This window comes from Pseudomonas sp. SWRI22, assembly GCF_014268395.2.
GTDB classification, from domain to species: domain Bacteria; phylum Pseudomonadota; class Gammaproteobacteria; order Pseudomonadales; family Pseudomonadaceae; genus Aquipseudomonas; species Aquipseudomonas paracarnis.
Map to the genome: position 1 here is coordinate 3,671,742 of NZ_JABWQK020000001.1, position 25,455 is coordinate 3,697,196.

Here is a 25,455-nt window from a genome sequence, read left to right on the forward strand (position 1 = left end):
AGCGTTACCTCAGTTGTCGTAGCCCAGATTCGGCGCCAGCCAACGCTCCGTCACGCTCAGGTCCTGGCCTTTGCGTGCCGTGTAGCTGGTGACCTGATCCTTGTCGACCTTGCCCACGGCGAAGTACTGCGCCTGTGGGTGGGCAAAATACCAGCCGCTGACCGCTGCCGCCGGGAACATTGCGTAGTGCTCGGTGAGGAACACGCCGCTGCGACCAGCGTGCATTTCGCGGGCTTGGGGGTCGAGCAGTTGGAACAGCTGGGCTTTTTCGGTGTGATCCGGGCACGCCGGGTAGCCGGGGGCAGGGCGTATGCCGCTGTATTGCTCCTTGATCAGCGCCTCGTTGTCCAGTTGCTCGTCCTTGGCGTAGCCCCAGTGTTCTTTACGCACTTGCTGGTGCAGCCATTCGGCGCAGGCTTCGGCCAGGCGGTCGGCGAGGGCCTTGACCATGATCGAGTTGTAGTCATCGCCCGCGTCCTGGTAAGCCTTGGCCACTTCCTCGGCACCGATGCCGGCGGTGGTGATGAACCCACCGATGTAATCGGTCACGCCGCTGTCCTTGGGGGCGACGAAGTCGGCGAGGGAGAAGTTCGGTTTGCCGTCGGTCTTGATGATCTGCTGGCGCAGGTGGTGCAGCCTGGCAATAGGCTGGCCGTCGTCGCCGTAGACTTCCAGGTCGTCATCCTGCACTTGGTTGGTCGGCCAGAAACCGAACACCGCACGGGCGCTGATGAGTTTCTCGTCGATCAACTTCTTGAGCATTTCCCGGGCATCGGCATACAGCGCGGTAGCCGCTTCACCTACCACCTCATCGGTGAGGATGCGCGGGAACTTGCCGGCCAGGTCCCAGGAGATGAAGAACGGCGTCCAGTCGATGTACTCGGCCAGGACGTTGAGGTCGATATTGTCCAGTACCCTGGCGCCGGTAAAGGTTGGCACCACCGGGGTGTAGCTGCTCCAGTCGAACTGCGGCTTCTTGGCGATTGCCGCCGGGTAGCTCAGGCGCTCGGTGCGCGCACTGCGGTTGGAGGTGCGCTCACGTACGTCGATGTATTCCAGGCGGGTCTTCTCGACGAAACCGGCCTTCAATTCCTTGGACAGCAACTGGGTGGCCACGCCCACGGCGCGGGAGGCGTCGGTGACGTAGATCACCGCGTCGTTGCTGTACTTGGGCTCGATCTTCACCGCCGTATGCGCCTTGGAGGTGGTGGCGCCACCGATCATCAGCGGCAGGTGGAAATCCTGGCGCTGCATCTCGCGGGCCACATGCACCATTTCATCCAGGGACGGCGTGATCAGGCCGGATAGACCGATGATGTCGCACTTCTGCTCCTTGGCCACCTGCAGGATCTTCTCCGCGGGCACCATCACGCCCAGGTCGACAATGTCATAGCCGTTGCAACCCAGCACCACGCCGACAATGTTCTTGCCGATGTCATGCACGTCGCCCTTGACCGTGGCCATCAGGATCTTGCCCTTGGCTTCGGGTTTGTCGCCTTTTTCCAGCTCGATGAACGGAATCAAGTGCGCCACCGCCTGCTTCATCACCCGGGCGGATTTCACTACCTGGGGCAGGAACATCTTGCCGGCGCCAAACAGGTCGCCAACGATGTTCATGCCCGACATCAACGGGCCTTCGATCACTTCGATCGGGCGTGCGAACGACAGGCGCGACTCTTCGGTGTCTTCGACGATGTGCGTGGTGATGCCTTTGACCAGCGCATGTTCCAGGCGCTTGTTGACCTCCCAGCCGCGCCATTCCTCGGTCTCGGCCTCCTTGACGCTGCCGTCGCCCTTGTACTTGTCGGCAATCGCCAGCAGGGCGTCGGTGCCCTCGGGTGTGCGGTTGAGTACCACGTCTTCGACGGCGTCACGCAGCTCGGCGGGGATCTGGTCGTAGATCTCCAACTGGCCGGCGTTGACGATACCCATGGTCAGGCCCGCACGGATCGCATGCAGCAGGAACACCGAGTGGATCGCTTCGCGCACCGGGTTGTTGCCGCGGAACGAGAACGACACGTTGGACACGCCACCGGAGGTCAGCGCATACGGCAGTTCGTCGCGGATATAGGCACAGGCGTTGATGAAGTCGACGGCGTAGTTGTTGTGCTCTTCGATACCGGTGGCGACCGCGAAGATGTTCGGGTCGAAGATGATGTCTTCCGGTGGGAAGCCGACTTCGTTGACCAGGATGTCGTAGGAGCGTTTGCAGATTTCTTTCTTGCGCGCTTCGGTGTCGGCCTGGCCGGCTTCGTCAAAGGCCATCACCACCACCGCCGCGCCGTAGCGCTTGCACAGTTTGGCGTGGTGAATGAACTGCTCCACGCCTTCCTTCATGCTGATGGAGTTGACGATGCCCTTGCCCTGGATGCATTTGAGGCCGGCTTCGATCACTTCCCACTTGGAGGAGTCGATCATGATCGGCACGCGGGAGATGTCCGGCTCGCCGGCGATCAGATTGAGGAAGGTCACCATGGCCTTCTTCGAATCCAGCATGCCTTCGTCCATGTTGATGTCGATCACCTGGGCGCCGGCTTCCACCTGCTGCAGGGCGACTTCGAGGGCTTCGGTGTAGTTGTCTTCGCGGATCAGGCGGGCGAACTTGGCCGAACCCGTGATGTTGGTACGTTCGCCGACGTTGACGAACAACGAACTGCGGTCGATGGTGAACGGCTCCAGGCCCGACAGGCGGCAGGCCTTGGGAATGTCCGGGATCGGGCGCGGCGCATAACCGGCCACGGCCTTGGCGATGGCTTCGATATGCCCCGGCGTAGTACCGCAGCAACCGCCGACGATGTTCAGGAAGCCGCTTTGGGCGAATTCTTCGATGACCTTGGCGGTTTCTGACGGCAGTTCATCGTACTCGCCGAACTCATTGGGCAGGCCAGCGTTCGGGTGCGCCGACACATGGGTGTTGGCCTTGTTCGACAACTCTTCCAGGTAGGGGCGCAGTTCACTGGCCCCCAGGGCGCAGTTCAAACCGACCGAGATCGGCTTGGCGTGGGCCACGGAGTTCCAGAACGCCTCGGTGGTCTGGCCCGACAGGGTACGGCCGGACGCGTCGGTGATGGTGCCGGAGATCATGATCGGCAGTTCCACGCCCAGTTCCTCGAACACCCCTTGCACGGCGAAGATCGCGGCCTTGGCGTTAAGGGTGTCGAAGATGGTTTCGATCAGGATCAGGTCGGCGCCGCCTTCGATCAGGCCCTTGGTGGCTTCGGTGTAGTTTTCCACCAGCTCATCGAAGGTCACGTTGCGGTAGCCGGGGTTGTTCACGTCCGGCGACAGCGAGCAAGTGCGGCTGGTCGGGCCCAGTACACCGGCGACAAAACGCGGTTTGGCCGGGTTCTCGTGGGTTTTGGCGTCGGCCACCTTGCGCGCCAGGCGTGCGCCTTCCACGTTCAGTTCATAGGCCAGTTCTTCCATGCCGTAATCGGCCATGGAGATACGCGTGGCGTTGAAGGTGTTGGTTTCAAGGATGTCGGCGCCGGCGTCCAGGTAGGCTTTTTCAATGCCGCCGATCACGTCCGGGCGGGTCAGCACCAGCAGGTCGTTGTTGCCCTTGACGTCGCTTGGCCAATCGGCGAAGCGTTTGCCACGGTAGTCCTGCTCCTCGAGCTTATAGCTCTGGATCATCGTGCCCATGCCACCGTCCAGGATCAGGATACGTTCCTTGAGGGCTTGGTGAAGGGCTTGCAGGCGAGCGCTACGATCGGGCATGGGACTACTCTGGTCAGGCATTACGGAGGGCGTGAATCATAGCAAACCTGTGCCGATTTGGAGCATGTCCGGGTTGTGCATGAATATCGCTCATGTTGCTGGCGGTCATGGCCCGGTAGAATCACCGCCATTTCACAGACCGCACGCCTTGAATCGGGACCCGATACATGTCACTTCGTTTGATCGTCAGCGCCGTCCTGGCCTTGATAGCCAGTACTGCGCAGGCAGAGGGTCCCGCTTCGGCGATTTCCTATACCCGCGATATCCAACCGATCTTCACCGAGAAATGCGTGGCCTGCCACGCCTGCTACGACTCCGCCTGCCAGCTCAACCTGGGAAGCGCCGAGGGCGCCGCACGCGGGGCAAGCAAAATGCCGGTGTATGACGGCGAGCGCAGCCAGGCCACGCCAACGACGCGTTTGTTTTATGACGCATTCGGTAAGCAGGCGTGGCAGCAGAAGGGCTTCTATTCGGTGCTGGACGCCCAGGGCAGCCAGGCTGCGCTGATGGCGCGCATGCTGGAGCTGGGGCACAACGCGCCGCTGGCGCCCAATGCCAAGCTGCCCGACAACATTGTGCTGGGGCTCAACCGCGAAAATATGTGCGCAACGCCCGGCGAGTTCAATGCCTATGCCGGCGCTCACCCCAAGGAAGGCATGCCGCTGGCGGTCACCGGCCTGACCGATCAGCAGTACCAGACTTTGCAACGCTGGCTGGCCTCCGGCGCGCCGATTGACGAGCAGGGCCTGGCGCCGAGCGCCAGGGAAGCGTTGCAAGTGCAACAGTGGGAAAACCTGTTCAACCAGCCGGGCGCCCGGGAAAGCCTGGTGGCGCGCTGGCTGTTCGAGCATTTGTTCCTGGCGCATATCTATTTCGAGAACGGCGAGCCGGGGCATTATTTCCAGTGGGTGCGTTCGCGTACGCCCAGTGGCCAGCCGATTGACCTGATCGCCACCCGTCGCCCCAACGACGACCCCGGCACCCAGGTGTACTACCGCCTGTGGCCGGTGCAGGGCGTGATCGTGCATAAAACCCACATCACTTACCCCTTCAGCGCGGCGAGGATGGCGCGGATCAAGGCGTTGTTCTACGCAGGCGACTGGCAGGTCACGGCCTTGCCAGGCTACGGCCCCGGCAGCCGCGCCAACCCGTTCGCGACATTCGAAGCCATCCCGGCTAAAGCGCGCTACCAATTCATGCTCGATAACGCTGAGTACTTCGTGCGTACCTTCATTCGCGGGCCGGTGTGCCGTGGGCAGATCGCCACGGACGTGATCCGCGATAACTTCTGGACGCTGTTCCAGGACCCCGACCACGATCTGTACGTCACCGATGCGCGTTATCGCGGCCAGGCCACGCCGTTGCTGGCCATGCCCGGGCAGAATGACGATGTGGGCAGCGTGCTGAGCCTGTGGCTGGCCTATCGCGACAAGCGCAACCAGTACGAAGCCTTGCGCCGTGACAACTATGCAGACCTGCCGGCGCCGAGCTGGTCGACATTGTGGGCGGGCAATGACAATGCCTTGTTGAGCATTTTCCGCCATTTCGACAGCGCCTCGGTGACCAAGGGCCTGATTGGCGAGGTTCCGCAGACGATGTGGCTGTTCGACTACCCACTGCTGGAACGCACCTATTACCAGTTGGCGGTGAATTTCGATGTGTTTGGCAACGTCTCGCACCAGGCCCAGACCCGCCTGTATTTCGACCTGATCCGCAACGGTGCCGAGCAGAACTTCCTGCGCCTGATGCCCGCCGACACCCGCGAAGACTTCATGGACGACTGGTACCAGAACAGCGGCAAGCTCAAGCTGTGGCTGGACTACGAAGCGATTGACGATGACAAGGCCAGTGGTTTGCACCTGAGCGAAAAAGACCCCAAGCGTGACTTCGCCAACCAGTTGCTGACCCGCTACGGCCATTTGAACGCCAGCCCCGACCCGATCAACCGCTGCAGCGGCGCGTTCTGCTCCCGCGACGGCATCGACCCGGCCTTGCAGGATGCCGAACAAGCGCTGAGCCGCCTGACCTCGCGGCCGGCCGCGGGGCTCAAGGTGATCGAGCAATTGCCCGAAGCCACGATGCTGCGCATCGAAACTGCCAGCGGCAAGCGCGAGGTCTACAGCCTGCTGCGCAACCGTGCCCACAGTAACGTGGCGTTTCTGCTGGGTGAGGCGTATCGCTATCAGCCGGGCCTGGACACTGTCACCATTTACCCGGGTGTGCTCAGCAGCTACCCGAACTTCATGTTCAATATCCCGGCCCGGCAAGTGCCTGAGTTTGTCGCGCTGATGGAGCAGGCCAAGGACGCCAAGAGCTTCGAGAAAATCGTCGACCGCTGGGGTGTGCGCCGCAGTCACCCGCTGTTCTGGCAGTACTTCCATGATTTGTCGCGGTACATCCACGAAACCACGCCGGTGGAAGAGGGCGTATTGGACATGAACCGCTATGAGAACCTATAACTGCTGGTATTGATCCGGTCACCCCACCACGCGGGCGCTGAAGCAGTCGGATATCTATCGATAAACCGGGAAAAGGTACTCCGACGATGTTGATTTCAGTGCAGGCGCTACGCGCCCTGGCGGCGTGGATGGTGGTGGGTGTTCATTTCATGCAGTTGTTCTTCGACTTTGAGGCACATAACGCGTTGGAGTATCTGCTTGCCGATAAAGGCGGTATCGGGGTGGATATATTCTTTGTCATCAGTGGCTTTGTGATCTTTCTTGCGACTGCGGACAAAGCCCTGACCCCTTGGCGTTTCATGCTTATGCGCGTGGCAAGGATCGTCCCGGCCTATTGGTTCTATACCCTGTTGATGATTGTTCTGGTTGCCACAGTGCCCTCGGTGTTTCCCCAAGAGCATCTTGATCCGAGTTATGTGCTGATGTCGCTGCTGTTCATCGCAGCTCCAAGCGAGCCGGGTGTAGAGGTCTACCCACTGCTGGGTGTTGGGTGGACCCTGAATTTCGAGATGGTGTTCTATGCGCTGTTTGCAGTCGCGCTGTTGGTTCGCGAATCCTGTCGGTTGTGGGTCGCGGCCACGTTGCTGTATCTGATGTGCTATATCGGCCCCGCCCTGGGGTTGGCCAGTGGGTTCTACAGCAATGGCATTGTGCTGGAGTTTCTGATGGGCATTATGATCGGCATCATGTATCGACGGGGTAGGTGCCAGGCCAAGCCGTGGCTGCCGGTGCTGGGTATCGTCGTTGCGTTAACGGCGATTTATCATGGCGCCGATATACCGCGTGCGCTGGAATGGGGAGTGCCCAGTGCGGTACTAGTCATCAGTTGTGTAGCGTTGGAGCCCTGGTTTCAAGGCTCCCGCTTTTTGAAGTTGCTCGGGGATTGTTCCTATTCGGTGTACTTGATCCACGTGCCGGTGCTCGCCGTTGGGTATTTTGTTGCCCAGCGAATGGGTGTAGACCCTTACACGATGCTGCTGATGTGCATCGTGGTGATAGCTTTGGGCGCTTATGCGAGCTATCGATGGCTGGAGAAGGCAACCTATCGCGTGCTAAAGCGTTGGCTGGGCGTTGATGACTCGGTAATTATTTCCCGACAAAAATACTAGGACTTTGTACCTGCGTAATAATTTGGCGTAAACTGCGGGCAAGCCTGTGAGGAGTTTCCATGACTGCCATAACCATTACCGACGCCGCCCACGATTACCTGGCTGACCTGCTGTCCAAGCAGAACACCCCAGGTATCGGCATCCGCGTCTTTATCACCCAGCCCGGCACCCAGTACGCCGAGACTTGCATTGCCTACTGCAAGCCCGGCGAAGAAAAGCCTGAAGACACTGCCCTGGGGCTCAAAAGCTTCACCGCGTATATCGACGCCTTCAGCGAAGCCTTCCTGGACGACGCCGTGGTCGACTACGCCACCGACCGTATGGGCGGCCAGTTGACCATCAAGGCCCCCAACGCCAAGGTGCCGAACGTCAACGCCGACAGCCCGGTCAATGAGCGCATCAACTATTACCTGCAAACCGAGATCAACCCGGGGCTGGCCAGTCATGGCGGCCAGGTGAGCCTGATCGACGTGGTGGATGACGGTATTGCCGTACTGAAGTTCGGCGGCGGCTGTCAAGGCTGCGGCCAGGCGGACGTAACCCTGCGCGAAGGTATCGAGCGCACCCTGCTCGAACGCATCCCGGAGCTCAAGGGCGTACGTGACGTGACCGACCACACGCAGAAAGAAAACGCCTACTACTGAGTAAGGTGTTCACTGCGAGCATAAAAAACGGCGCCCCGTGAGCGCCGTTTTTTTATGCGCTCTTTGTAGGAGCGAGCTTGCTCGCGAAAAGCGTCAACGATAATGCATGCTTGCTGAATAAGCGCGGCGCCTATGGGGTTTTCGCGAGCAAGCTCGCTCCTACGGGGATTAGGGCAAGCCACCCCACATAATCAGGGTCTGTAAAGGTGGGCATGCCCGGCCCGATACAGCGACGACTCGCCGAAACTGTCGCTGGCCAGCACCCGGCCCACCACAATCAGCGCCGTGCGCCGGAACCCCTTGGCTGTGACCTTGGCGGCAATATCTGTCAGGGTGCCGACAACCCAATCCTGATCCGGCCAGGTCGCTCGGTGCACCACGGCAATTGGGCAATCAGCGCCATAGTGGGGCAGCAGTTCGGCGACGATCTTTTCCAGGTGATTGACCCCCAAGTGAATCGCCATGGTCGTACCATGGCGGGCCAGGCTGTCGAAGCTCTCACCGGGCGGCATGTTGGTTTTATCGGCGTAACGGGTCAGGATCACGCTCTGGGCGATGTCCGGCAGGGTCAGTTCGGTCTCCAGCAAGGCCGCGCACGCCGCGACCGCCGTGACCCCTGGAATGATCTGGAAAGGGATGCCCAGCTCACGCAAATGGCGTATTTGTTCACCAATCGCCCCATACAGGCTGGGATCGCCGGAGTGCACCCGCGCCACATCCTGGCCTTTGGCATGGGCCGTCTTGATCAACTCCATGATCTGTTCCAGGTGCAGCTCGGCACTGTTGACCACCTGGAACGCCTGATGACCTTGCAGTACGGCGGCGGGCACCAGCGAGCCGGCGTAGATGATCACCGGGCAACTGCGGATCAGCCGCTGGCCTTTGACGGTGATCAATTCCGGGTCGCCGGGGCCGGCGCCGATAAAGTAGACGGTCATGGAGAAGTCCTGTTCAGAAACGCGTGAGCATGAACACGGCTCATGCTCAAAAGCGGCAATTATCGGGATTTTAGCCCGCGCAGGCTAATGCAATGGTGGCCTGTGCGCTTTTCTGGCGGGTGATCAGCAGGCGCGCGGGGCCGTTGGACAGGTGCTCCGCCAGGGCCAGGGCGGCGCTTTCGGCCACCCCATAACAGCCGGTATGGGCAAACGCCAGCGTTGAGCGATGACTTAGCCGATGCTCATAGCCCGCCAGTTGCTCGGCGCTGAAGCACTGCAAGGGCAGGTTCAACCGCTGGGCCAGCGCCAGCAGCCCAGGTTCATCGCGCTTGCGATCAATGCTTGCCAGCGCAGTTATGCGTGAGCGATCAATGCCTGTCGCGGCCAGGGCTCCGTCCAGCAACGCCAGCAGGCTGTGAACCTCACAGCCACGCTGGCAGCCCAAACCGACAACCAGCATCATGCCGAGTATTGGTCGTCGCGGTTGCGGCGGAACAACCAGGCGCTGATCAGGCCCAGGGCCAGCCAGAAGGCGACGTTGGTCAATTGCGCGGCGATCTTGAACTGCGCTTCGAGCGCCTCCGGGGCCAGCATCGAATGTACCTCAGGTTGCGGCGCGCCGATGACGTGGGGTACGGCAAGGATCGCCAGTCCAAGGCCTTTCAACAGCCAGTTGCGGCCGAACACGATCAGCGCCAGGCCTACAGCGGTGGAGGCTGCGGTGCCGATCCACCAGGTCTGGCGTAGCGTCAGGTCAGCCGCCGCAGTGCCCGGCAGTTCCGGCGGCAGGCCCAGGGTGGGTGCCAGTACAAAGGTCGCGTAGCCGGCCAGGCCCCAGAGCAGGCCTTGGGCAGTGCGGGTCGGCGCACGCAGCGTGTAGAGGCCGGCGAGCATCAGTGCAAAGCCTACGGCCACCACCAGGTTGCCTCCAGTGGTGGACAACACACGCTGCCAGCCATCTTCCGGCTCCCAGGCTTGGGCATCGTGGCTGTGGGCAGCAGCGCCAGCGGCGTGCTCGTGCACCACTTCAGCGGCTGGCGGGGCTTTTTCAAAGCTTTCCGCCTGCAGGATCAGCGGTGCCACCCAGAAACTTTGCAGCAGGGTCAGCAGCAAGGCAGCCAAAAGCCCAGTGAACCCTGCGGTTTGCGCAATACGCTTGATCATGTCGGCAGCTCTCAATGGCACGGGAACGCGGCGCTGTGGCGGGTATCGTGGGCGGCGTTGTGCACCGCCTCGATATGCGAGAACCCGGCGAAATACACCAAACACGCGCCGAGTATCGACGCACCGATGGCGGCGGTCAGGCGTTGGCTGAGGGTGGCGGTGCTAGTAGCGGTGTGCGAAGTGCTGCTGATGATCGACATGGCGCGTCCCTTTCAGGTGTCAGGGTGAAACGAGCGCATGAAAACCCCACGCGCCAGGCACGCAGGGTTCTGAACAGCGCCCGCCCACCGCGGGTTTGTTATCTGAATTTTTCGGGCCGGTCTCCGGGCTTGCGAGGGGCGGCTCTTGAAAGAGTCCTCCTGAAAGCATCGCCTTCCCATGCAAAAGCACAGTGGCCGTGACGCTTCGCTCGCTTACCGTTGCGGGGGCAGCACCGGACTGGTCATAGGTCTATGACGCACCGGTTTCCCGTTTCACCCTGTGAAGGGCACCCGAAACAAGGCGTGTAGGAGAGCATGGGCCGGGACGGTAGTCAAATGCTGCAAGCCACTGTAGCCTTGCACCTTCGAGGTTCTTCGGCCCAGGCCGAAGCTAAGAAGGGAACGCGGTTCAAGCCGCGGCTGCCCCCGCAACTGTGAAGGGTTCAGTTGACTGCCACGCCACTGCCGATAGGGCGGGAAGGCGCAGTCAGCATTGGTCGCAAGACCTGCACACCCCAAGCCAGGAGACCTGCCTCGCAACCGATTTTCCAATTCAACCGGGCGGGGTGATCCGGTGACGAATCCGCTGCTGCGCGCTGCCGCAGGGCCTGTCGTCCCGTATGCCCGCCCCAAAGGGCATCCGATGAAAACACTGGCCAAACTCCCCGTCACCATCGTTACCGGCTTCCTTGGCTCGGGCAAAACCACGCTGTTGCGCCATATGCTCGACAACGCCCAGGGCCGTCGCATTGCGGTGATCGTCAACGAGTTCGGCGAGCTGGGCATCGACGGTGAAATCCTCAAGCAGTGTTCTATCGGTTGCACCGAAGAAGAGGCCAGTGGCCGCGTCTACGAGCTGGCCAACGGTTGCCTGTGCTGCACCGTGCAGGAAGAGTTCTTTCCGGTGATGCGCGAACTGGTCGCCCGTCGCGGTGACCTGGACCATATCCTCATCGAAACCTCGGGCCTGGCCCTGCCCAAGCCGTTGGTGCAAGCCTTCCAGTGGCCGGAAATCCGCAGCGCCTGTACCGTTGACGCGGTGATCACCGTAGTCGACAGCCCAGCCGTGGCCGCCGGTACCTTTGCCGCCTTCCCGGACCAGGTCGACGCCCAGCGCAAACTCGACCCTAACCTGGACCACGAATCACCCTTGCACGAACTGTTCGCCGACCAACTGGCCAGCGCTGACCTGGTGATCCTCAACAAATCCGACCTGATCAGCGCCGAAGACCTGGCCCGCGTGCGCCTGGAAGTGGCCGAAGAACTGCCGCCGGCGGTGAAGATCATCGAAGCCAGCAGCGGTCGTCTGCCCCTGGACGTGCTGATCGGCCTGGGCGCCGGTTCCGAAGAGCATATCGACGGGCGTCACAGCCATCACGACCATCACCACGAGGGTGAAGACGACCACGATCACGATGCCTTTGACTCCATCTCCATCGACTTGCCCCAAGCCGATGAGGCGCTGCTGCTCGACGCCCTGACCCAATTGGTGGTGCAGCACGGCATCCTGCGGGTGAAAGGTTTCGCCGCGATCCCCAACAAACCGATGCGCCTGCTGATCCAGGGTGTGGGCACGCGCTTTGACAAACACTTCGACCGTGCCTGGGGCGCTGACGAAGCACGCACCACGCGCCTGGTGCTGATCGGCCAGGAACTGGACGCCGCTGGCCTCGAAGCGCAATTGCGCGCTGCCCTCAGCGTTTAACCATGCACCTGCTCAGGACCCAACCCGGTGGTTTCGTCGCGGACGACAATATTGCCGACCTTGGCCAGACCCCCGCTGAACTGGTGATCCTGTGCAGCGGCGACTCCAGCCTGGCGCTGCTCGCCGAAGCCGCCCAGCAATTGCCCGAGGATTACCCCAGCCTGCGCCTGGCCAACCCGATGCAGGTGCAGAACCATGCCTCGGTCGACCTGTACGTGGACGAGGTATTGCGCCACGCCAAGGTCATCCTGCTGTCATTGCACGGCGGTATCGGGTATTGGCGCTACGGCATCGAGCGCCTGGTGGAGTTGGCCGAACGCGGCGTCACCCTGATCCTGGTGCCGGGTGACGACCGTCCGGACCCGGAACTCAGCGGCCTGAGCACTGTTGCTGCCGAACACCGCGAGCGCCTGTGGCACTTCCTGCGCCAAGGTGGCCTGGGCAATGCCCTGGATTTTTATCACTGCCTGGCCAGTGCCCACCTGGGCCGCGACTATGCCTGGGCCGAGCCGCAAGCGCTGCCGCGCACGGCGATCTATCACCCGCACAACGCCAATGCCCGCCTCAATGACTGGCAGGCCGATTGGCAGCCCGATTGGCCTGTGGCTGCGGTGCTGTTCTACCGCTCCCATTTACAGGCTGCCAATACCGGTTTTATTGATGTGTTCTGCCAGCGCTTACAGGCGGCGGGCCTCAACCCCTTGCCTATCGCGGTGGCCAGTTTGAAAGAACCCGGCTGCCTCTCGGTGGTCGAGGACCTGTTGGATGACGTGCAAGCCGCGGTAATTCTGAACACCACCGGCTTTGCCCAATCGAGCCCGGAAGCGCCGCATTTGCGCCCGTTTCGCCGCAATATCCCGGTGATCCAGGCGATCTGCGCCCAGGACAACCAACCCGGCTGGCAGGCCAGCGAACAAGGCCTGGGGCCCCGCGACCTGGCGATGCACATTGCCTTGCCGGAGCTTGACGGGCGCATCATCAGCCGGCCGATCAGTTTCAAGGACCTGGCCTGGCGCAGCGAGCGCAGCCAGTCGGACGTGGTGTGCTACCGCGCAGCGCCCGAACGCATGGATTTTGTCGCTGAGCTGGCACGCCGTTGGGTCGAGTTGGCGCGGGTGCCCAATGCCCAGAAACGGATTGCGTTGATCCTCGCCAACTACCCGACCCGCGACGGTCGCATCGGCAACGGCGTAGGCTTGGACACCCCTGCGGCAGCGCTGAATATCCTGCGCGCCTTGCAAGCCGAGGGCTACCCGGTGGCGGAGCGGCTGCCCGACAGCGGCACCGCGCTGATCCATGAACTGCTCGGCGGCGTCACCAACGATCTCGACAGCCTCGACCTGCGCCCCTGCCATCAAAGCCTGAGCCTTGTGGAATACCAGGCGATGTTTGATCGTTTGCCGGCCTCCAATCGCCAGGCCGTGCTGGAGCGTTGGGGCGCGCCGCAAAACGATCCGATGTGCCGCGATGGCCGCTTGATGGTCGCCGGCCTGCGCCTGGGCCTGACCTTTGTCGGCATCCAGCCGGCCCGGGGTTACCAGGTAGATGCCAGCGCGGTGTACCACGACCCGGACCTGGTGCCGCCCCATGGCTACCTGGCGTTCTATTTCTGGCTACGCCATACCTACCGCGCCCACGGCGTGATCCATGTGGGCAAGCACGGCAACCTGGAGTGGCTGCCCGGCAAAGGCGTGGGCCTGTCGGAGCACTGCTGGCCGGATGCATTGCTGGGGCCGCTGCCGAATGTCTACCCGTTTATCGTCAACGACCCGGGTGAGGGCGCCCAGGCCAAGCGGCGCACCCAGGCGGTGATCATCGACCACCTGATGCCACCGCTGACCCGCGCCGAAACCTACGGCCCGCTGCGTGACCTTGAGTTATTGGCCGACGAATATTACGAGGCGCAATTGCTCGACCCGCGCCGTGCGCTGGAGCTGCAAAAAGACATCCTCAAGCTGGTGCGCGAAACCCGTATCGACCAGGAGCTTGAACTGGGCAGTGAGGCGGACGCGGCGGTGTGGCTGCCGCGCCTGGATACCTACCTGTGCGACTTGAAGGAATCGCAGATCCGCGATGGCCTGCATATCTTTGGCGAGTCGCCCGAGGGCCGTTTGCGTATCGACACCTTGCTGGCGCTGTTGCGCATTCCCCGTGGCGATGGCCGGGGCCCGCAGTCGAGTCTGCTGCGTGTGTTGGCCAAGGCATTCGACCTGGGGTTTGATCCGCTCGATTGTGCACTGGCCGAGCCCTGGACGGGGCGGCGCCCGTTGGTGTTGCAGAAGATTGACGATCAGCTGTGGCGTACGGCCGGGGATACCCGTGAACGTCTGGAGTTGTACGCGGCGCGCTTGATCGAGCAGGCATTGGAAGGCCCCATCGAACAGTTGGAAGAGCCCGGCTGGCAGGAGGTGAAGTCGGTGATCGAAAGCCTGCGCATTGTCGTCGCGCCACGCCTGGATGCTTGCGGCCCCGCAGAGATGCGCGGCTTGCTCGATGCCTTGAATGGGCGTTTCGTCCCGGCCGGGCCCAGCGGTGCGCCGAGTCGCGGTCGGCTGGATGTGCTGCCTACGGGGCGTAACTTCTTTACCGTGGACGTACGCAACCTGCCAACCACCACGGCGTGGCGTCTCGGTTTCCAGTCGGCCAACCTGATTCTTGAGCGGCACCTGCAAGACCATGGCGACCACCTGCGCCAGCTCGGCCTGTCGGTATGGGGCACCGCGACCATGCGCACCGGCGGTGACGATATCGCCCAGGCCATGGCACTGATGGGCGTGCGCCCGGTATGGGCCACTGGCAGTCAGCGGGTGGACGATTTCGAGATCCTGCCGATCAGCTTATTGGACCGCCCGCGGGTGGACGTGACCCTGCGCGTATCCGGGTTCTTCCGCGATGCGTTTGCCAACCTGATCCGCCTGTTCGATGCGGCGGTGCAGGCGGTGGCCGCCCTGGATGAACCCGACGACATGAACCCGCTGGCCGCCAAAGTACGCAGTGAACGCCAAGCATTGCTTGAGGCGGGCCTGGATGAAGGTGCCGCGGCCAAGCAGGCCGGCTGGCGCATTTTCGGCGCCAAACCGGGTGCCTATGGCGCGGGCGTGCAGGGCGCGATTGACGGGCGCTTGTGGCAGAGCCGCGAGGACTTGGCCGAGGTCTACCTGAACTGGGGTGGTTACGCCTATGGTGGCGCTGACGAAGGCACTGCGGCCCGCGAGCAATTTGCCCAGCGTTTGAGCCAGGTGAAGGCGGTGTTGCAGAACCAGGACAATCGCGAGCACGACTTGCTCGACTCCAACGACTACTACCAATTCCAGGGCGGCATGCTGGCCGCCGTGGAAACCCTGAGCGGCGAAAACGCCGCCAGCTACCATGGCGACCACAGCCAGCCGGACGTGCCGAAAATCCGCACCTTGAAGGAAGAGCTCAACCGGGTGATCCGTTCCCGTGCGGCCAACCCCAAGTGGATCGAAGGCGTGAAGCGCCATGGCTATAAAGGCGCGTTTGAAATGGCCGCGACTGTGGACAACCTGTTCGCCTTCGACGCTACCACCGCGCTGATTGACGATCACCAATACGCCTTGCTCGCCGATGCCTACCTGTTGGACCCTGACACCCGTGCCTTTGTGCAACAGCACAACCCCGATGCCCTGCGCGACATGACCGAGCGCATGCTCGAAGCCCAGCAACGTGGCTTGTGGCAGGCACCGGGGGCGTACCGCGAAGCCTTGGAAAACCTGTTGCTGGACATAGAAGAAGACAGCTGAGTGATCATTCCCGCGCTCCGCTGATCCTTCCCTCGCTCCGCTGATCGTTCCCACGCTCCGCGTGGGAATGCAGCCCGTGACGCTCTGCGTCACAAGAACGGACGCCGAGCGTCCAGCGAAGCGTTCCCACGCGGGAGCGTTTGAACGCGTTATTAAGAGTTGACTATGACTGATATTCCCCATTTTCCGCTGGCCGCCGTGGTCGGCGCTGATGACTTGAAGCTCGCGCTGTGCCTGGCCGCCATCGACCCGAAGATCGGCGGCGTGCTGATCGAAGGGCCACGCGGCATGGCCAAGTCGACTCTGGCCCGTGGGCTGGCAGACCTGCTGGCCAGCGGTCAGTTTGTAACCTTGCCCCTGGGGGCGACCGAAGAGCGCCTGGTCGGCACCCTGGACCTGGATGCCGCGCTGGGCGACGGCCGTGCGCAATTCTCCCCCGGTGTGTTGGCCAAGGCTGACGGCGGGGTGTTGTACGTGGATGAAGTCAACCTGCTGGCCGACCACTTGGTGGACCTGCTGCTGGACGTAGCCGCCAGCGGCACCAACTTGATCGAACGCGACGGGATTTCCCATCGCCATGCGGCGCGCTTTGTACTGATCGGCACCATGAACCCGGAGGAGGGCGAGTTGCGCCCGCAGTTGCTCGACCGCTTCGGCTTCAACGTGGCCTTGAGCGGGCAGACTCTGCCCGCCGAGCGCGGGCAGATCATCCGGCGTCGCCTGGATTTCGACACTGACCCGGCGGCGTTCTGCGCGCAGTGGGCGCCAGCGCAAGCTGCCTTGCGCGAACGCTGCACCCTGGCACGGGCACGGCTAGACAGGATCGCCCTGGATGACCAGGCGTTGGCCCGCATCACCGAGCGCTGCTTTGCCGCTGGGGTCGACGGCCTGCGTGCCGACCTGGTCTGGTTGCGTGGCGCCCGTGCCCATGCGGCTTGGCGTGGCGCCGCTGCTATCGAGCAGGAAGATATCGACGCGGTGGCGGAGTTTGCCTTGCGCCATCGACGTCAGCAGCAAGCGCCGGCAGGCGCGCCGCCCCAGCCGAATGACGGGCCGTCGTCGTCACCTTCTGAAACCTCGCCCGGCCAAGGCCAGTGGGGCGATATGCCCGCCCCCGCCTTGCCCACGGGCGCACGCCGCGATGTACCCACCTGGCCAAAAAAGCCCTAGGCATCCGCCCCCGACCTGACGCGGGGGCGGATGCCCGGCCCCAGGCGGGGCGATTGAACACCGGCCGGCAGGGCAAGGCCCGCAGCGCACAGCGCGGGGCGATCAATTGGCCGGGCACGTTGCTGGGTGGGCGGCCGCAATGCCGTGAGGACCTGCTGTTCCACCTGCGCAGCCGGTCGGCTCCTGAACTGTGGCTGGTGATTGTCGATGCCTCGGCGTCCACGCGGCGCCATCGGGCACTGACCGATGCCAAGGGGCTGCTGGCCCAGCTGTTTGATGATGCTTATCGCCAACGGGCGCGTATGGCGTTATTGACGGCCAGCGGGCAATCGCCGAAGTGGCAGGTGCAAGGTTTGAAGGCGGCGAAAGGCTTGTCCGATTGGTTGGAGCAGTTGGGAGCGGGCGGCGGGACGCCGTTGCTGGCTGCGCTGACCGAGGCGGGGCATTGGTTGGCGGCGCGACGCAAGCGCTATCCTGCCGAGCAACAGAAGTTGCTGGTGGTGACCGATGGGCGGCTAAAGGCGATGGGCGCGCTGCCGCGATTGGAGTGTCCAGGCATGTTGATTGACATCGAGCGTGGGCCGATCAGGTTGGGGCGGGCTGAGGAATTGGCGGTGGGTTTGCAGTTGGAGTATCAGCACATCGATAAGCTGTAGCGCCTGGGCTATCGCCATCGCAGGCAAGCCAGCTCCCACATGGAATCGGCGCTGCGGTCAATTCTGTAGGAGCGAGCTTGCTCGCGAAAAACGTCAACGATAACCCGTGTTTGCTGAATGAACGCGGAGTCAGTGAGTTTTTCGCGAGCAAGCTCGCTCCTACAAAAGGCAAGCCAGCGGCGCGGTCAAACTGTGGGAGCTGGCTTGCCTGCGATGAGGCCCTCAAACACCACACACCTATCAGCCTGTCCCCGGCACATTCGGCCAAAGATCGGCCACCAGAAACAACCGCTCGGCTTCCTCCCACTCCTCACCGTTCGGCACCATGCGCACCAGCAACTGCGCCGGGGCCATTGGGTCTAGCTCTGCCAGCCAGTCTTGCATCTGCACCTCACTCCACACTTCATCGGCCAGGTAATGCGCGGGCGCCAGCCAGGCATGGCGGGGCAGGGGTTGCCAGCGACCCTCTGGGCGGGTGCTGACAAAGTCTGTCCAGTCGCGCTGATGCAACCAGCGCCCACGCAGATGCTGCGGGTGTGCGCCTAGGGGGCAGAGCGCCGCGCCGGGCCAGGGGTAGAGCAGATAGCCACCGAGCCACAAGTGCGCATCGAACGCTTGGATATCCAGCGCCGCCAATGCCTCGCGGCTTTCTGCCCGCGCGGAGATTGGCAATTGATGCTCGGCCAGATGCGCGAGTTTGCGGTCCAGCCGATCATGGCAGCCAGGCCCCAGCCATTGCGTAGCGTCCTGGCCGTTGCCGTCCTGCGGGCCGAGGTAGAGTTTGATCGCCAGTTCCAGGTGGTGCACCCCATCGCGGTCGCGCAGCAGCATGTCCAGTTCGCCCAGCGTGTGCCCGGCACGGCGGATCGGCAGGTTGGCGGCCAGCAACTCCACACCCGGCGCCTGCTGCACCGCAAATTGCCACAAGCGCTCGTAGTACAGGCCCAGGCGCCGGGTACGTGACAGGCTCAGCCACTGCTGCAGCGTGCTGCTGTCCTGGTCCAGCTGACGCAGCCAGGCTTCGAGCTGGTGAGGAGCCTGTACCCAGTCACTGCCCGCCAGCGGATGGCGCTGCGGCCAAGGCGTCTGCGCCAGCATCGGCGGCGCGAGCATCACCCACGCCAGGTCGCGCACCTCGGGGTGGCGCAGTTGGCGGGGCAGGGTGTGCAAGTCGGGGAATGGGGTCATGGTCCGAGCATAGCCTTTTCAGCGCGCAGAAGGTGCCTGAGAACCATTGTCATCAAGGCTTGGCGGCGACAAAGGATTTTGCCTGAGACGGCCTTTCGCCCATAATCGCTCTTTTTGCCTCACCCCAGATCCCGCAGGAGCCCCATGGAGCAATTTCGCAATATCGGCATTATCGGTCGCCTGGGCAGTACCCAGGTGTTGGACACCGTCCGCCGGCTGAAGAAGTTTCTGCTCGAGCGCCACCTGCATGTGATCCTCGAAGACACCATCGCTGAAATCCTCCCTGGCCACGGCCTGCAAACCTCGTCGCGCAAGATGCTCGGCGAGGTGTGCGACATGGTCATCGTGGTCGGTGGCGATGGCAGCCTGCTCGGCGCTGCCCGGGCGCTGGCGCGGCATAACGTGCCGGTGCTGGGCATCAACCGTGGCAGCCTGGGCTTTCTGACCGATATCCGCCCCGATGAGCTGGAAGTCGAAGTGGCCAAGGTGCTCGACGGCCATTACCTGGTGGAGAACCGCTTCCTGCTGCAGGCCGAAGTGCGCCGCCATGGCGAGGCGATCGGCCAGGGCGATGCCCTTAACGACGTGGTGCTGCACCCCGGCAAGTCCACGCGCATGATCGAGTTCGAGCTGTACATTGATGGCCAGTTCGTCTGCAGCCAGAAGGCCGACGGCCTGATCGTCGCCACGCCCACCGGCTCTACCGCCTACGCGCTGTCGGCCGGCGGCCCGATCATGCACCCCAAGCTCGATGCCATTGTGATCGTGCCGATGTACCCCCATATGTTGTCCAGTCGGCCAATTGTGGTCGATGGCAACAGTGAGCTGAAAATCGTGGTGTCCAAAGACATGCAAATCTACCCGCAAGTCTCCTGCGACGGGCAGAACCATTTCACCTGCGCCCCCGGTGACACCATCACCGTGAGCAAGAAGGCACAGAAGTTGCGCTTGATCCACCCGCTGGATCACAACTACTACGAAGTGTGCCGCACCAAGTTGGGCTGGGGCAGCCGCTTGGGAGGTGGAGGCGACTGATGCTCGATCCCGCGCGTAGCTACGACCTGATTGGTGACGTGCACGGTTGCGCTCATACCCTTGAGCACTTGCTCGACCAATTGGGTTACCACAAGCAGGGCGGCACTTGGCGCCATCCGTCACGCATGGCTGTGTTCCTGGGCGATATCATCGACCGTGGCCCACGCATCCGTGAGGCGCTGCATATCGTCCACGATATGACCGAGGCCGGCCAGGCGCTGTGCATCATGGGTAACCACGAGTTCAATGCGTTGGGCTGGACCACGCCGGCACCGCCGGGCAGTGGCAAGCAGTTCGTGCGTGAGCACAACCCGCGCCACGCCCGCTTGATCCAAGAGACCCTGACCCAGTTCGAACACCACCCGGCCGACTGGCACGACTTCCTCGGCTGGTTCTACGACATGCCGCTGTTTGTCGACGCCGGGCGTTTTCGCGTAGTGCACGCGTGCTGGGACGACAGTTTTATCCAGCCGCTGCGCGCCACCTTCCCGGACGGCTGCATCGACCAACACTTCCTGCAAGCCGCCGCCGTACCGGGCAGTTTCGCCTGCAATGCATTCGATCGCCTGTTGCGCGGCACCGATATGCGCCTGCCCGATGGGCTCACCCTGACCGGTGGCGATGGCCTGACGCGGTCGTTCTTTCGCACCAAGTTCTGGGAAGACGACCCCAAGACCTACGGCGACATCGTGTTCCAGCCCGACGCCTTGCCAGAGCCGGTGGCACGCACGCCGTTGTCGTCCACGCAAAAGAATTCCCTGCTGCGCTATGGCGTCGATGAACCGCTGTTGTTCGTCGGCCACTACTGGCGCAGCGGCAAACCGGCGCCGATCCGCCCGAACCTGGCCTGCCTGGACTATAGCGCCGTGCTCTACGGCAAGCTGGTGGCGTATCGGCTGGACCAGGAAACCCAGCTGGATCCGCGTAAATTCGTATGGGTCGACGTTGAGCGACCAGAGGCCATTCCATGAGTACCGTAGCTGTATTGCGCTTGCCCCTGAGCGTTGACCTGGGTGGTTTCGTCAAGTTGCTGCACCGCATGCAGGTGCCGCACCGCGTCAGCGAGGAGGCCGGTGAACAGGTGCTGTGGGTGCCCGAGGCCATCAGCGACGATGTGCGCGTGTTGTATCAACGCTTCCCCGCTGGCGACCCCGACCAGCAACTGGATATTCCCGAGCAGGCGCCGGTTACGCGGCCAGGTTTTGTCCAGCAAGTGCGCCATAGCCCGGTCACCGCGCTGGTTTTGCTGGCCAGCCTCATCGTCGCGGCCGTGACGTTGCTCGGCGAAAACCTGCAAACCATGGCCTGGCTGACCTTCCTGCCGTTCCGGGTGCTGGGCGAGTACATCCAGTTCACGCCGTTGGCCGACACGCTGGCCTCGGGGCAGTGGTGGCGCCTTGTCACGCCGATGCTCATCCACTTCGGCATCCTGCATCTGGCCATGAACGGCATGTGGTACTGGGAGCTGGGTCGGCGCATTGAAGCGCGCCAGGGCAGCATCAACCTGCTGGGCCTGACCCTGTTGTTCAGCCTGGTCTCCAACTACGCGCAATACGCCTACGGTGGCCCCGGCTTGTTTGGCGGCTTGTCCGGCGTGTTGTACGGCCTGCTCGGGCACTGCTGGATCTTTCAATTATTGTCGCCCAACCCGGCCTATCGCCTGCCCCGTGGGGTGCTGGTGATGATGCTGGTGTGGTTGCTGCTCTGCCTGTCGGGGCTGGTCTCGATGATCGGTTTCGGCGAAATCGCCAACGCGGCCCATGTGGGCGGGTTGGTCATCGGTTGCTTGACGGGTTTGCTCGGTGGTTTGTACAACCGTCGCAAAGCGTCTCTTTGATAAGGAAGAGCCTTATGTCCTCTTTTGCTGAAATGATCGAAAACATCACCCCGGACATCTACGAGAGCCTCAAGCTCGCGGTAGAGATCGGCAAATGGTCCGATGGCCGCAAGCTCACCGCCGAGCAGCGCGAATTGTCGTTGCAAGCGATGATCGCCTGGGAGATCCAGAACCTGCCCGAAGAGCAGCGCACCGGCTATATGGGCCCGCAGGAGTGCGCGTCCAAGTCAGAACCGGTGGCGAACATCCTGTTCAAGTCGGATGCGATCCATTGATTGAAATTGGTCGCGGTGCAGTCAGCAAAATGTCGGCGCAACTCGGTGAGCCGACCGTTCAATACGCCTTTCGCCTGGGCGACACCGAGGTGCCGGTCAATCCGTTGATCGGCACCCATGTACGCCTGGAATACCTGGGCGCGATTCATTGCAGCCATTGCGGGCGCAAGACCAAGACCAGCTTCAGCCAGGGCTACTGCTACCCCTGCATGACCAAGCTGGCCCAGTGTGACCTGTGCATCATGAGCCCCGAGCGTTGCCATTACGACGCCGGTACCTGCCGCGATCCGGGCTGGGGCGAGACATTCTGCATGACCGACCACGTGGTGTACCTGGCTAACTCGTCGGGGATCAAGGTCGGCATTACGCGCGCTACACAGTTGCCCACCCGTTGGCTGGACCAGGGCGCCAGCCAGGCGCTGCCGATCATGCGCGTGGCGACGCGCCAGCAATCGGGCTTCGTCGAAGATCTGTTTCGCAGCCAGGTGGCCGACAAGACCAACTGGCGTGCCTTGCTCAAGGGCGACGCGCAATCGGTGGACCTCAAGCAGGTGCGTGATGAGCTGTTCGCCTCTTGCGCCGAGGGCTTGCTGGGTTTGCAGGAACGCTTTGGCCTGCAAGCCATCCAAACCATTGCCGACATCGAGCCGATTGAAATCCGCTACCCGGTCGAGCAGTATCCGACCAAGATCGTCAGCTTCAACCTGGACAAGAACCCGATTGCCGAAGGCACGCTGCTGGGGATCAAGGGCCAATACCTGATCTTCGACACCGGCGTTATCAACATTCGTAAATACACGGCCTACCAGCTCGCCGTGCATCAGTAGAAGGATCCCAAGCATGCGCACCGAACAACCGAAGATGATTTACCTGAAGGACTATCAGGCGCCGGACTACCTGATCGACGAGACGCACCTGACCTTCGAGTTGTTCGAGGACCACAGCCTGGTCCACGCGCAGTTGGTGATGCGCCGCAACCCCGAGCGCGGCGCCGGTTTGCCTCCATTGGTACTCGATGGCCAGCAACTTGAGCTGTTGAGTGTCAACCTGGCCGACCAGTTGCTCACGGACGCTGACTATCAGCTGACCGACAGCCACCTGACCGTGCAGCCAAAGAGTGAGACCTTCACCCTCGACACCACCGTCAAGATTCATCCGGAAACCAACACTGCCCTGGAAGGTTTGTACAAATCCAGCGGCATGTTCTGCACCCAGTGCGAGGCCGAAGGTTTCCGCAAGATCACCTATTACCTCGACCGCCCGGACGTGATGAGTGTGTTCACCACCACGGTGATCGCCGAGCAACACAGCTACCCGGTGCTGTTGTCCAACGGCAATCCGATTGCCAGCGGCCCTGGCGAAGACGGCCGGCACTGGGCGACCTGGGAAGACCCGTTCAAGAAGCCGGCGTACCTGTTTGCGCTGGTGGCCGGAGACCTGTGGTGCGTCGAAGACAGCTTCACCACCATGACCAACCGCGAAGTCGCGTTGCGCATCTACGTCGAGCCGGAAAATATCGACAAGTGCCAGCACGCCATGACCAGCCTGAAAAAATCCATGCGCTGGGACGAAGAGACCTACGGCCGCGAGTACGACCTCGACATCTTCATGATCGTCGCGGTCAACGACTTCAACATGGGCGCCATGGAGAACAAGGGCCTCAATATTTTCAACTCCAGCGCCGTGCTGGCCCGCGCTGAAACCGCCACCGATGCCGCCCACCAGCGCGTCGAAGCCATCGTCGCCCACGAATACTTCCATAACTGGTCGGGCAACCGCGTGACCTGCCGCGACTGGTTCCAACTGTCGCTAAAGGAAGGCTTCACCGTGTTCCGTGACTCGGGCTTCTCTGCCGACATGAACTCGGCCACGGTCAAGCGCATCCAGGACGTGGCGTACCTGCGTACCCACCAGTTCGCTGAAGATGCCGGCCCCATGGCCCACGCCGTGCGCCCGGACAGCTTTATCGAGATATCCAACTTCTACACCCTGACCGTGTATGAAAAGGGCTCGGAAGTGGTCGGCATGATCCACACCTTGCTCGGTGCCGAAGGCTTTCGCAAAGGCAGCGACCTGTATTTCGAACGCCATGACGGCCAGGCCGTGACCTGCGATGACTTCATCAAGGCCATGGAAGACGCCAATGGCGCCGACCTCAGCCAGTTCAAGCGCTGGTACAGTCAGGCCGGTACCCCGCGCCTGGCGGTAAGCGAGGCCTACGATGCGGCGGCCAAGACCTACAGCCTGACCTTCCGCCAGAGCTGCCCGCCCACTCCGGACAAGGTCGAGAAATTGCCCTTTGTGATCCCGGTGGAGCTGGGCTTGCTGGACGGGCAGGGCGCCGGCATTGCCTTGCGCCTGGCCGGTGAAGCGACGGCGGGCGACACTTCGCGGGTAATCTCGGTGACCGAAGCGGAGCAGACGTTTACCTTCGTCGACATCGCTGAAAAACCCTTGCCTTCGTTGCTGCGTGGTTTCTCGGCGCCGGTGAAGCTCAGCTTCCCGTACAGCCGCGATCAACTGATGTTCCTGATGCAGCACGACAGCGACGGTTTCAACCGCTGGGATGCTGGCCAGCAGTTGGCGGTGCAGGTATTGCAGGAACTGATCGGCCAGCACCAGGCGGGCCAGCTGCTGAAGCTTGATCAGCGCTTGATCGACGCGCTGCGCACGGTGTTGAGCGATGAAAGCCTGGACCAGGCCATGGTCGCCGAAATGCTCTCGCTGCCGAGCGAAGCCTACCTCACGGAAATCAGCGAGGTGGCGGACGTGGACGCTATCCACGCTGCCCGCGAGTTTGCCCGCAAGCAACTGGCCGACAACCTGTTCGAAGGCTTGTGGCTGCGCTACCAGGCCAACCGCGAGCTGTCCAAGCAAACGCCTTACGTGGCAGAGGCCGAGCACTTCGCCCGCCGTGCGCTGCAGAACATCGCGCTGTCTTACTTGATGCTCAGCGGCAAGCCAGAGGTGGTGGCGGCCACCCTGGATCAGTTCGACACCAGCGATAACATGACCGAACGCCTGACGGCGTTGGCGGTGCTGGTGAACTCGCCGTTCGAAGCAGAGAAAGCCCAGGCCTTGGCGGTGTTTGCCGAAAACTTCAAGGACAACCCGCTGGTCATGGACCAATGGTTCAGCGTACAGGCCGGCAGCACCTTGCCGGGCGGGCTGGCGCGGGTCAAGGCGTTGATGGAGCACCCGGCGTTCACCATCAAGAACCCCAACAAGGTGCGCGCACTGGTGGGCGCATTTGCCGGGCAGAACCTGATCAACTTCCATGCGGCGAATGGCTCGGGCTATCGCTTCCTGGCGGACCTGGTGATCCAGCTCAATACCTTGAACCCGCAGATCGCCTCGCGCCAACTGGCGCCGCTGACACGCTGGCGTAAATACGACAGCGCACGGCAGGCGCTGATGAAAGCGGAGCTGGAGCGCATCCTGGGCGCGGGTGAGCTGTCCAGCGATGTGTTTGAGGTGGTCAGCAAGAGCCTGGCGTAAACCTTATTGCTTTATGTAGGAGCGAGCTTGCTCGCGAGGAACTCACAGGCGCCGCGTTCATTCAGGAAGCACGCGTCATCGTTGACGTTTTTC

Annotated in this window: 19 protein-coding genes and 2 riboswitches; of the genes, 13 read left to right on the forward strand and 6 right to left on the reverse strand. The window is 62.4% G+C overall.

Annotated elements, in window-relative coordinates:
- Positions 1 to 9 precede the first annotated feature (9 nt).
- Entirely contained in the window at positions 10 to 3,720 is a 3,711-nt protein-coding gene (gene metH / locus HU730_RS16095; protein WP_054897509.1) for a methionine synthase, read from the reverse strand.
- 167 nt (positions 3,721 to 3,887) lie between these two features.
- Here metH and HU730_RS16100 point away from each other — a divergent pair, with 167 nt between their 5' ends.
- From HU730_RS16100 to nfuA, 3 genes are all read left to right on the forward strand, one after another.
- Complete coding sequence (locus tag HU730_RS16100; protein WP_186527391.1) at positions 3,888 to 6,179, forward strand: fatty acid cis/trans isomerase; 2,292 nt, start codon at positions 3,888 to 3,890, stop codon at positions 6,177 to 6,179.
- Between the two features lie 86 nt (positions 6,180 to 6,265).
- On the forward strand, positions 6,266 to 7,288 hold the full coding sequence (locus HU730_RS16105; protein ID WP_186527390.1) for an acyltransferase: 1,023 nt from the start codon (positions 6,266 to 6,268) through the stop codon (positions 7,286 to 7,288).
- A gap of 59 nt (positions 7,289 to 7,347) precedes the next feature.
- Positions 7,348 to 7,932, forward strand: coding sequence for a Fe-S biogenesis protein NfuA (gene nfuA / locus HU730_RS16110; protein WP_003190728.1), 585 nt, complete (start codon positions 7,348 to 7,350; stop codon positions 7,930 to 7,932).
- 191 nt (positions 7,933 to 8,123) lie between these two features.
- Here the strand turns inward: nfuA and cobM are convergent, their stop codons facing one another.
- The 4 genes from cobM to HU730_RS16130 all read right to left on the reverse strand — a co-directional run bounded on the left by cobM (position 8,124) and on the right by HU730_RS16130 (position 10,234).
- Positions 8,124 to 8,870 (reverse strand): precorrin-4 C(11)-methyltransferase, encoded by a 747-nt coding sequence (cobM, locus tag HU730_RS16115; protein WP_127880614.1) that lies wholly within the window; start codon positions 8,868 to 8,870, stop codon positions 8,124 to 8,126.
- 70 nt (positions 8,871 to 8,940) lie between these two features.
- A complete protein-coding gene (locus tag HU730_RS16120; protein ID WP_186527389.1) occupies positions 8,941 to 9,333 on the reverse strand; it encodes a cobalamin biosynthesis protein in 393 nt (130 codons plus the stop codon).
- Complete coding sequence (locus HU730_RS16125; RefSeq protein ID WP_072448423.1) at positions 9,330 to 10,034, reverse strand: CbtA family protein; 705 nt, start codon at positions 10,032 to 10,034, stop codon at positions 9,330 to 9,332. The genes HU730_RS16120 and HU730_RS16125 overlap by 4 nt, the downstream gene beginning before the upstream one ends.
- Positions 10,035 to 10,045: 11 nt before the next feature.
- Positions 10,046 to 10,234, reverse strand: coding sequence for a CbtB-domain containing protein (locus HU730_RS16130; RefSeq protein WP_003190735.1), 189 nt, complete (start codon positions 10,232 to 10,234; stop codon positions 10,046 to 10,048).
- 96 nt (positions 10,235 to 10,330) lie between these two features.
- Positions 10,331 to 10,544: riboswitch (cobalamin riboswitch) on the reverse strand.
- A 41-nt stretch (positions 10,545 to 10,585) separates the two neighbouring features.
- Positions 10,586 to 10,786, forward strand: a riboswitch (cobalamin riboswitch).
- 91 nt (positions 10,787 to 10,877) lie between these two features.
- Between HU730_RS16130 and cobW the strand changes: the two genes are divergently transcribed.
- From cobW to HU730_RS16150, 4 genes are all read left to right on the forward strand, one after another.
- Positions 10,878 to 11,939 (forward strand): cobalamin biosynthesis protein CobW, encoded by a 1,062-nt coding sequence (gene cobW / locus HU730_RS16135; RefSeq protein ID WP_254914089.1) that lies wholly within the window; start codon positions 10,878 to 10,880, stop codon positions 11,937 to 11,939.
- A gap of 2 nt (positions 11,940 to 11,941) precedes the next feature.
- Positions 11,942 to 15,703, forward strand: coding sequence for a cobaltochelatase subunit CobN (gene cobN / locus HU730_RS16140; protein ID WP_186527387.1), 3,762 nt, complete (start codon positions 11,942 to 11,944; stop codon positions 15,701 to 15,703).
- Positions 15,704 to 15,868: 165 nt separating this feature from the next.
- Positions 15,869 to 16,873, forward strand: a complete 1,005-nt coding sequence (locus tag HU730_RS16145) for an AAA family ATPase (protein WP_096144262.1) — start codon at positions 15,869 to 15,871, stop codon at positions 16,871 to 16,873.
- Between the two features lie 53 nt (positions 16,874 to 16,926).
- Complete coding sequence (locus HU730_RS16150) at positions 16,927 to 17,529, forward strand: VWA domain-containing protein (protein WP_034126054.1); 603 nt, start codon at positions 16,927 to 16,929, stop codon at positions 17,527 to 17,529.
- A gap of 240 nt (positions 17,530 to 17,769) precedes the next feature.
- Here the strand turns inward: HU730_RS16150 and HU730_RS16155 are convergent, their stop codons facing one another.
- On the reverse strand, positions 17,770 to 18,717 hold the full coding sequence (locus HU730_RS16155) for a DUF1853 family protein (protein ID WP_096144261.1): 948 nt from the start codon (positions 18,715 to 18,717) through the stop codon (positions 17,770 to 17,772).
- A gap of 144 nt (positions 18,718 to 18,861) precedes the next feature.
- Here HU730_RS16155 and HU730_RS16160 point away from each other — a divergent pair, with 144 nt between their 5' ends.
- The 6 genes from HU730_RS16160 to pepN are packed head-to-tail and all read left to right on the forward strand — an operon-like array spanning position 18,862 to position 25,362.
- Entirely contained in the window at positions 18,862 to 19,752 is an 891-nt protein-coding gene (locus HU730_RS16160; protein WP_003217892.1) for an NAD(+) kinase, read from the forward strand.
- A complete protein-coding gene (locus tag HU730_RS16165; RefSeq protein ID WP_161793215.1) occupies positions 19,749 to 20,723 on the forward strand; it encodes a metallophosphoesterase in 975 nt (324 codons plus the stop codon). Before HU730_RS16160 ends, HU730_RS16165 begins: the two co-directional genes overlap by 4 nt.
- Positions 20,720 to 21,589, forward strand: coding sequence for a rhomboid family intramembrane serine protease (locus tag HU730_RS16170; protein ID WP_186527386.1), 870 nt, complete (start codon positions 20,720 to 20,722; stop codon positions 21,587 to 21,589). The genes HU730_RS16165 and HU730_RS16170 overlap by 4 nt, the downstream gene beginning before the upstream one ends.
- A gap of 14 nt (positions 21,590 to 21,603) precedes the next feature.
- Positions 21,604 to 21,864 carry a DUF1315 family protein gene (locus HU730_RS16175; RefSeq protein WP_005788688.1) on the forward strand — a complete coding sequence of 87 codons (261 nt, stop codon included), beginning with the start codon at positions 21,604 to 21,606 and terminating at the stop codon, positions 21,862 to 21,864.
- A complete protein-coding gene (locus HU730_RS16180; RefSeq protein WP_003190752.1) occupies positions 21,861 to 22,691 on the forward strand; it encodes a DUF2797 domain-containing protein in 831 nt (276 codons plus the stop codon). The genes HU730_RS16175 and HU730_RS16180 overlap by 4 nt, the downstream gene beginning before the upstream one ends.
- Positions 22,692 to 22,704: 13 nt before the next feature.
- Positions 22,705 to 25,362 (forward strand): aminopeptidase N, encoded by a 2,658-nt coding sequence (gene pepN, locus HU730_RS16185; RefSeq protein WP_186527385.1) that lies wholly within the window; start codon positions 22,705 to 22,707, stop codon positions 25,360 to 25,362.
- Positions 25,363 to 25,455: the final 93 nt, after the last annotated feature.

What these genes read in the sequence shown, in the direction of transcription:
- metH (WP_054897509.1), bottom strand. Translation starts at nt 3,720, where the DNA reads ATGCCCGATCGTAGCGCTCGCCTGCAAGCCCTTCACCAAGCCCTCAAG.
- HU730_RS16100 (WP_186527391.1), top strand. Translation starts at nt 3,888, where the DNA reads ATGTCACTTCGTTTGATCGTCAGCGCCGTCCTGGCCTTGATAGCCAGT.
- HU730_RS16105 (WP_186527390.1), top strand. Translation starts at nt 6,266, where the DNA reads ATGTTGATTTCAGTGCAGGCGCTACGCGCCCTGGCGGCGTGGATGGTG.
- nfuA (WP_003190728.1), top strand. Translation starts at nt 7,348, where the DNA reads ATGACTGCCATAACCATTACCGACGCCGCCCACGATTACCTGGCTGAC.
- cobM (WP_127880614.1), bottom strand. Translation starts at nt 8,870, where the DNA reads ATGACCGTCTACTTTATCGGCGCCGGCCCCGGCGACCCGGAATTGATC.
- HU730_RS16120 (WP_186527389.1), bottom strand. Translation starts at nt 9,333, where the DNA reads ATGATGCTGGTTGTCGGTTTGGGCTGCCAGCGTGGCTGTGAGGTTCAC.
- HU730_RS16125 (WP_072448423.1), bottom strand. Translation starts at nt 10,034, where the DNA reads ATGATCAAGCGTATTGCGCAAACCGCAGGGTTCACTGGGCTTTTGGCT.
- HU730_RS16130 (WP_003190735.1), bottom strand. Translation starts at nt 10,234, where the DNA reads ATGTCGATCATCAGCAGCACTTCGCACACCGCTACTAGCACCGCCACC.
- cobW (WP_254914089.1), top strand. Translation starts at nt 10,878, where the DNA reads ATGAAAACACTGGCCAAACTCCCCGTCACCATCGTTACCGGCTTCCTT.
- cobN (WP_186527387.1), top strand. Translation starts at nt 11,942, where the DNA reads ATGCACCTGCTCAGGACCCAACCCGGTGGTTTCGTCGCGGACGACAAT.
- HU730_RS16145 (WP_096144262.1), top strand. Translation starts at nt 15,869, where the DNA reads ATGACTGATATTCCCCATTTTCCGCTGGCCGCCGTGGTCGGCGCTGAT.
- HU730_RS16155 (WP_096144261.1), bottom strand. Translation starts at nt 18,717, where the DNA reads ATGACCCCATTCCCCGACTTGCACACCCTGCCCCGCCAACTGCGCCAC.
- HU730_RS16160 (WP_003217892.1), top strand. Translation starts at nt 18,862, where the DNA reads ATGGAGCAATTTCGCAATATCGGCATTATCGGTCGCCTGGGCAGTACC.
- HU730_RS16170 (WP_186527386.1), top strand. Translation starts at nt 20,720, where the DNA reads ATGAGTACCGTAGCTGTATTGCGCTTGCCCCTGAGCGTTGACCTGGGT.
- HU730_RS16175 (WP_005788688.1), top strand. Translation starts at nt 21,604, where the DNA reads ATGTCCTCTTTTGCTGAAATGATCGAAAACATCACCCCGGACATCTAC.
- pepN (WP_186527385.1), top strand. Translation starts at nt 22,705, where the DNA reads ATGCGCACCGAACAACCGAAGATGATTTACCTGAAGGACTATCAGGCG.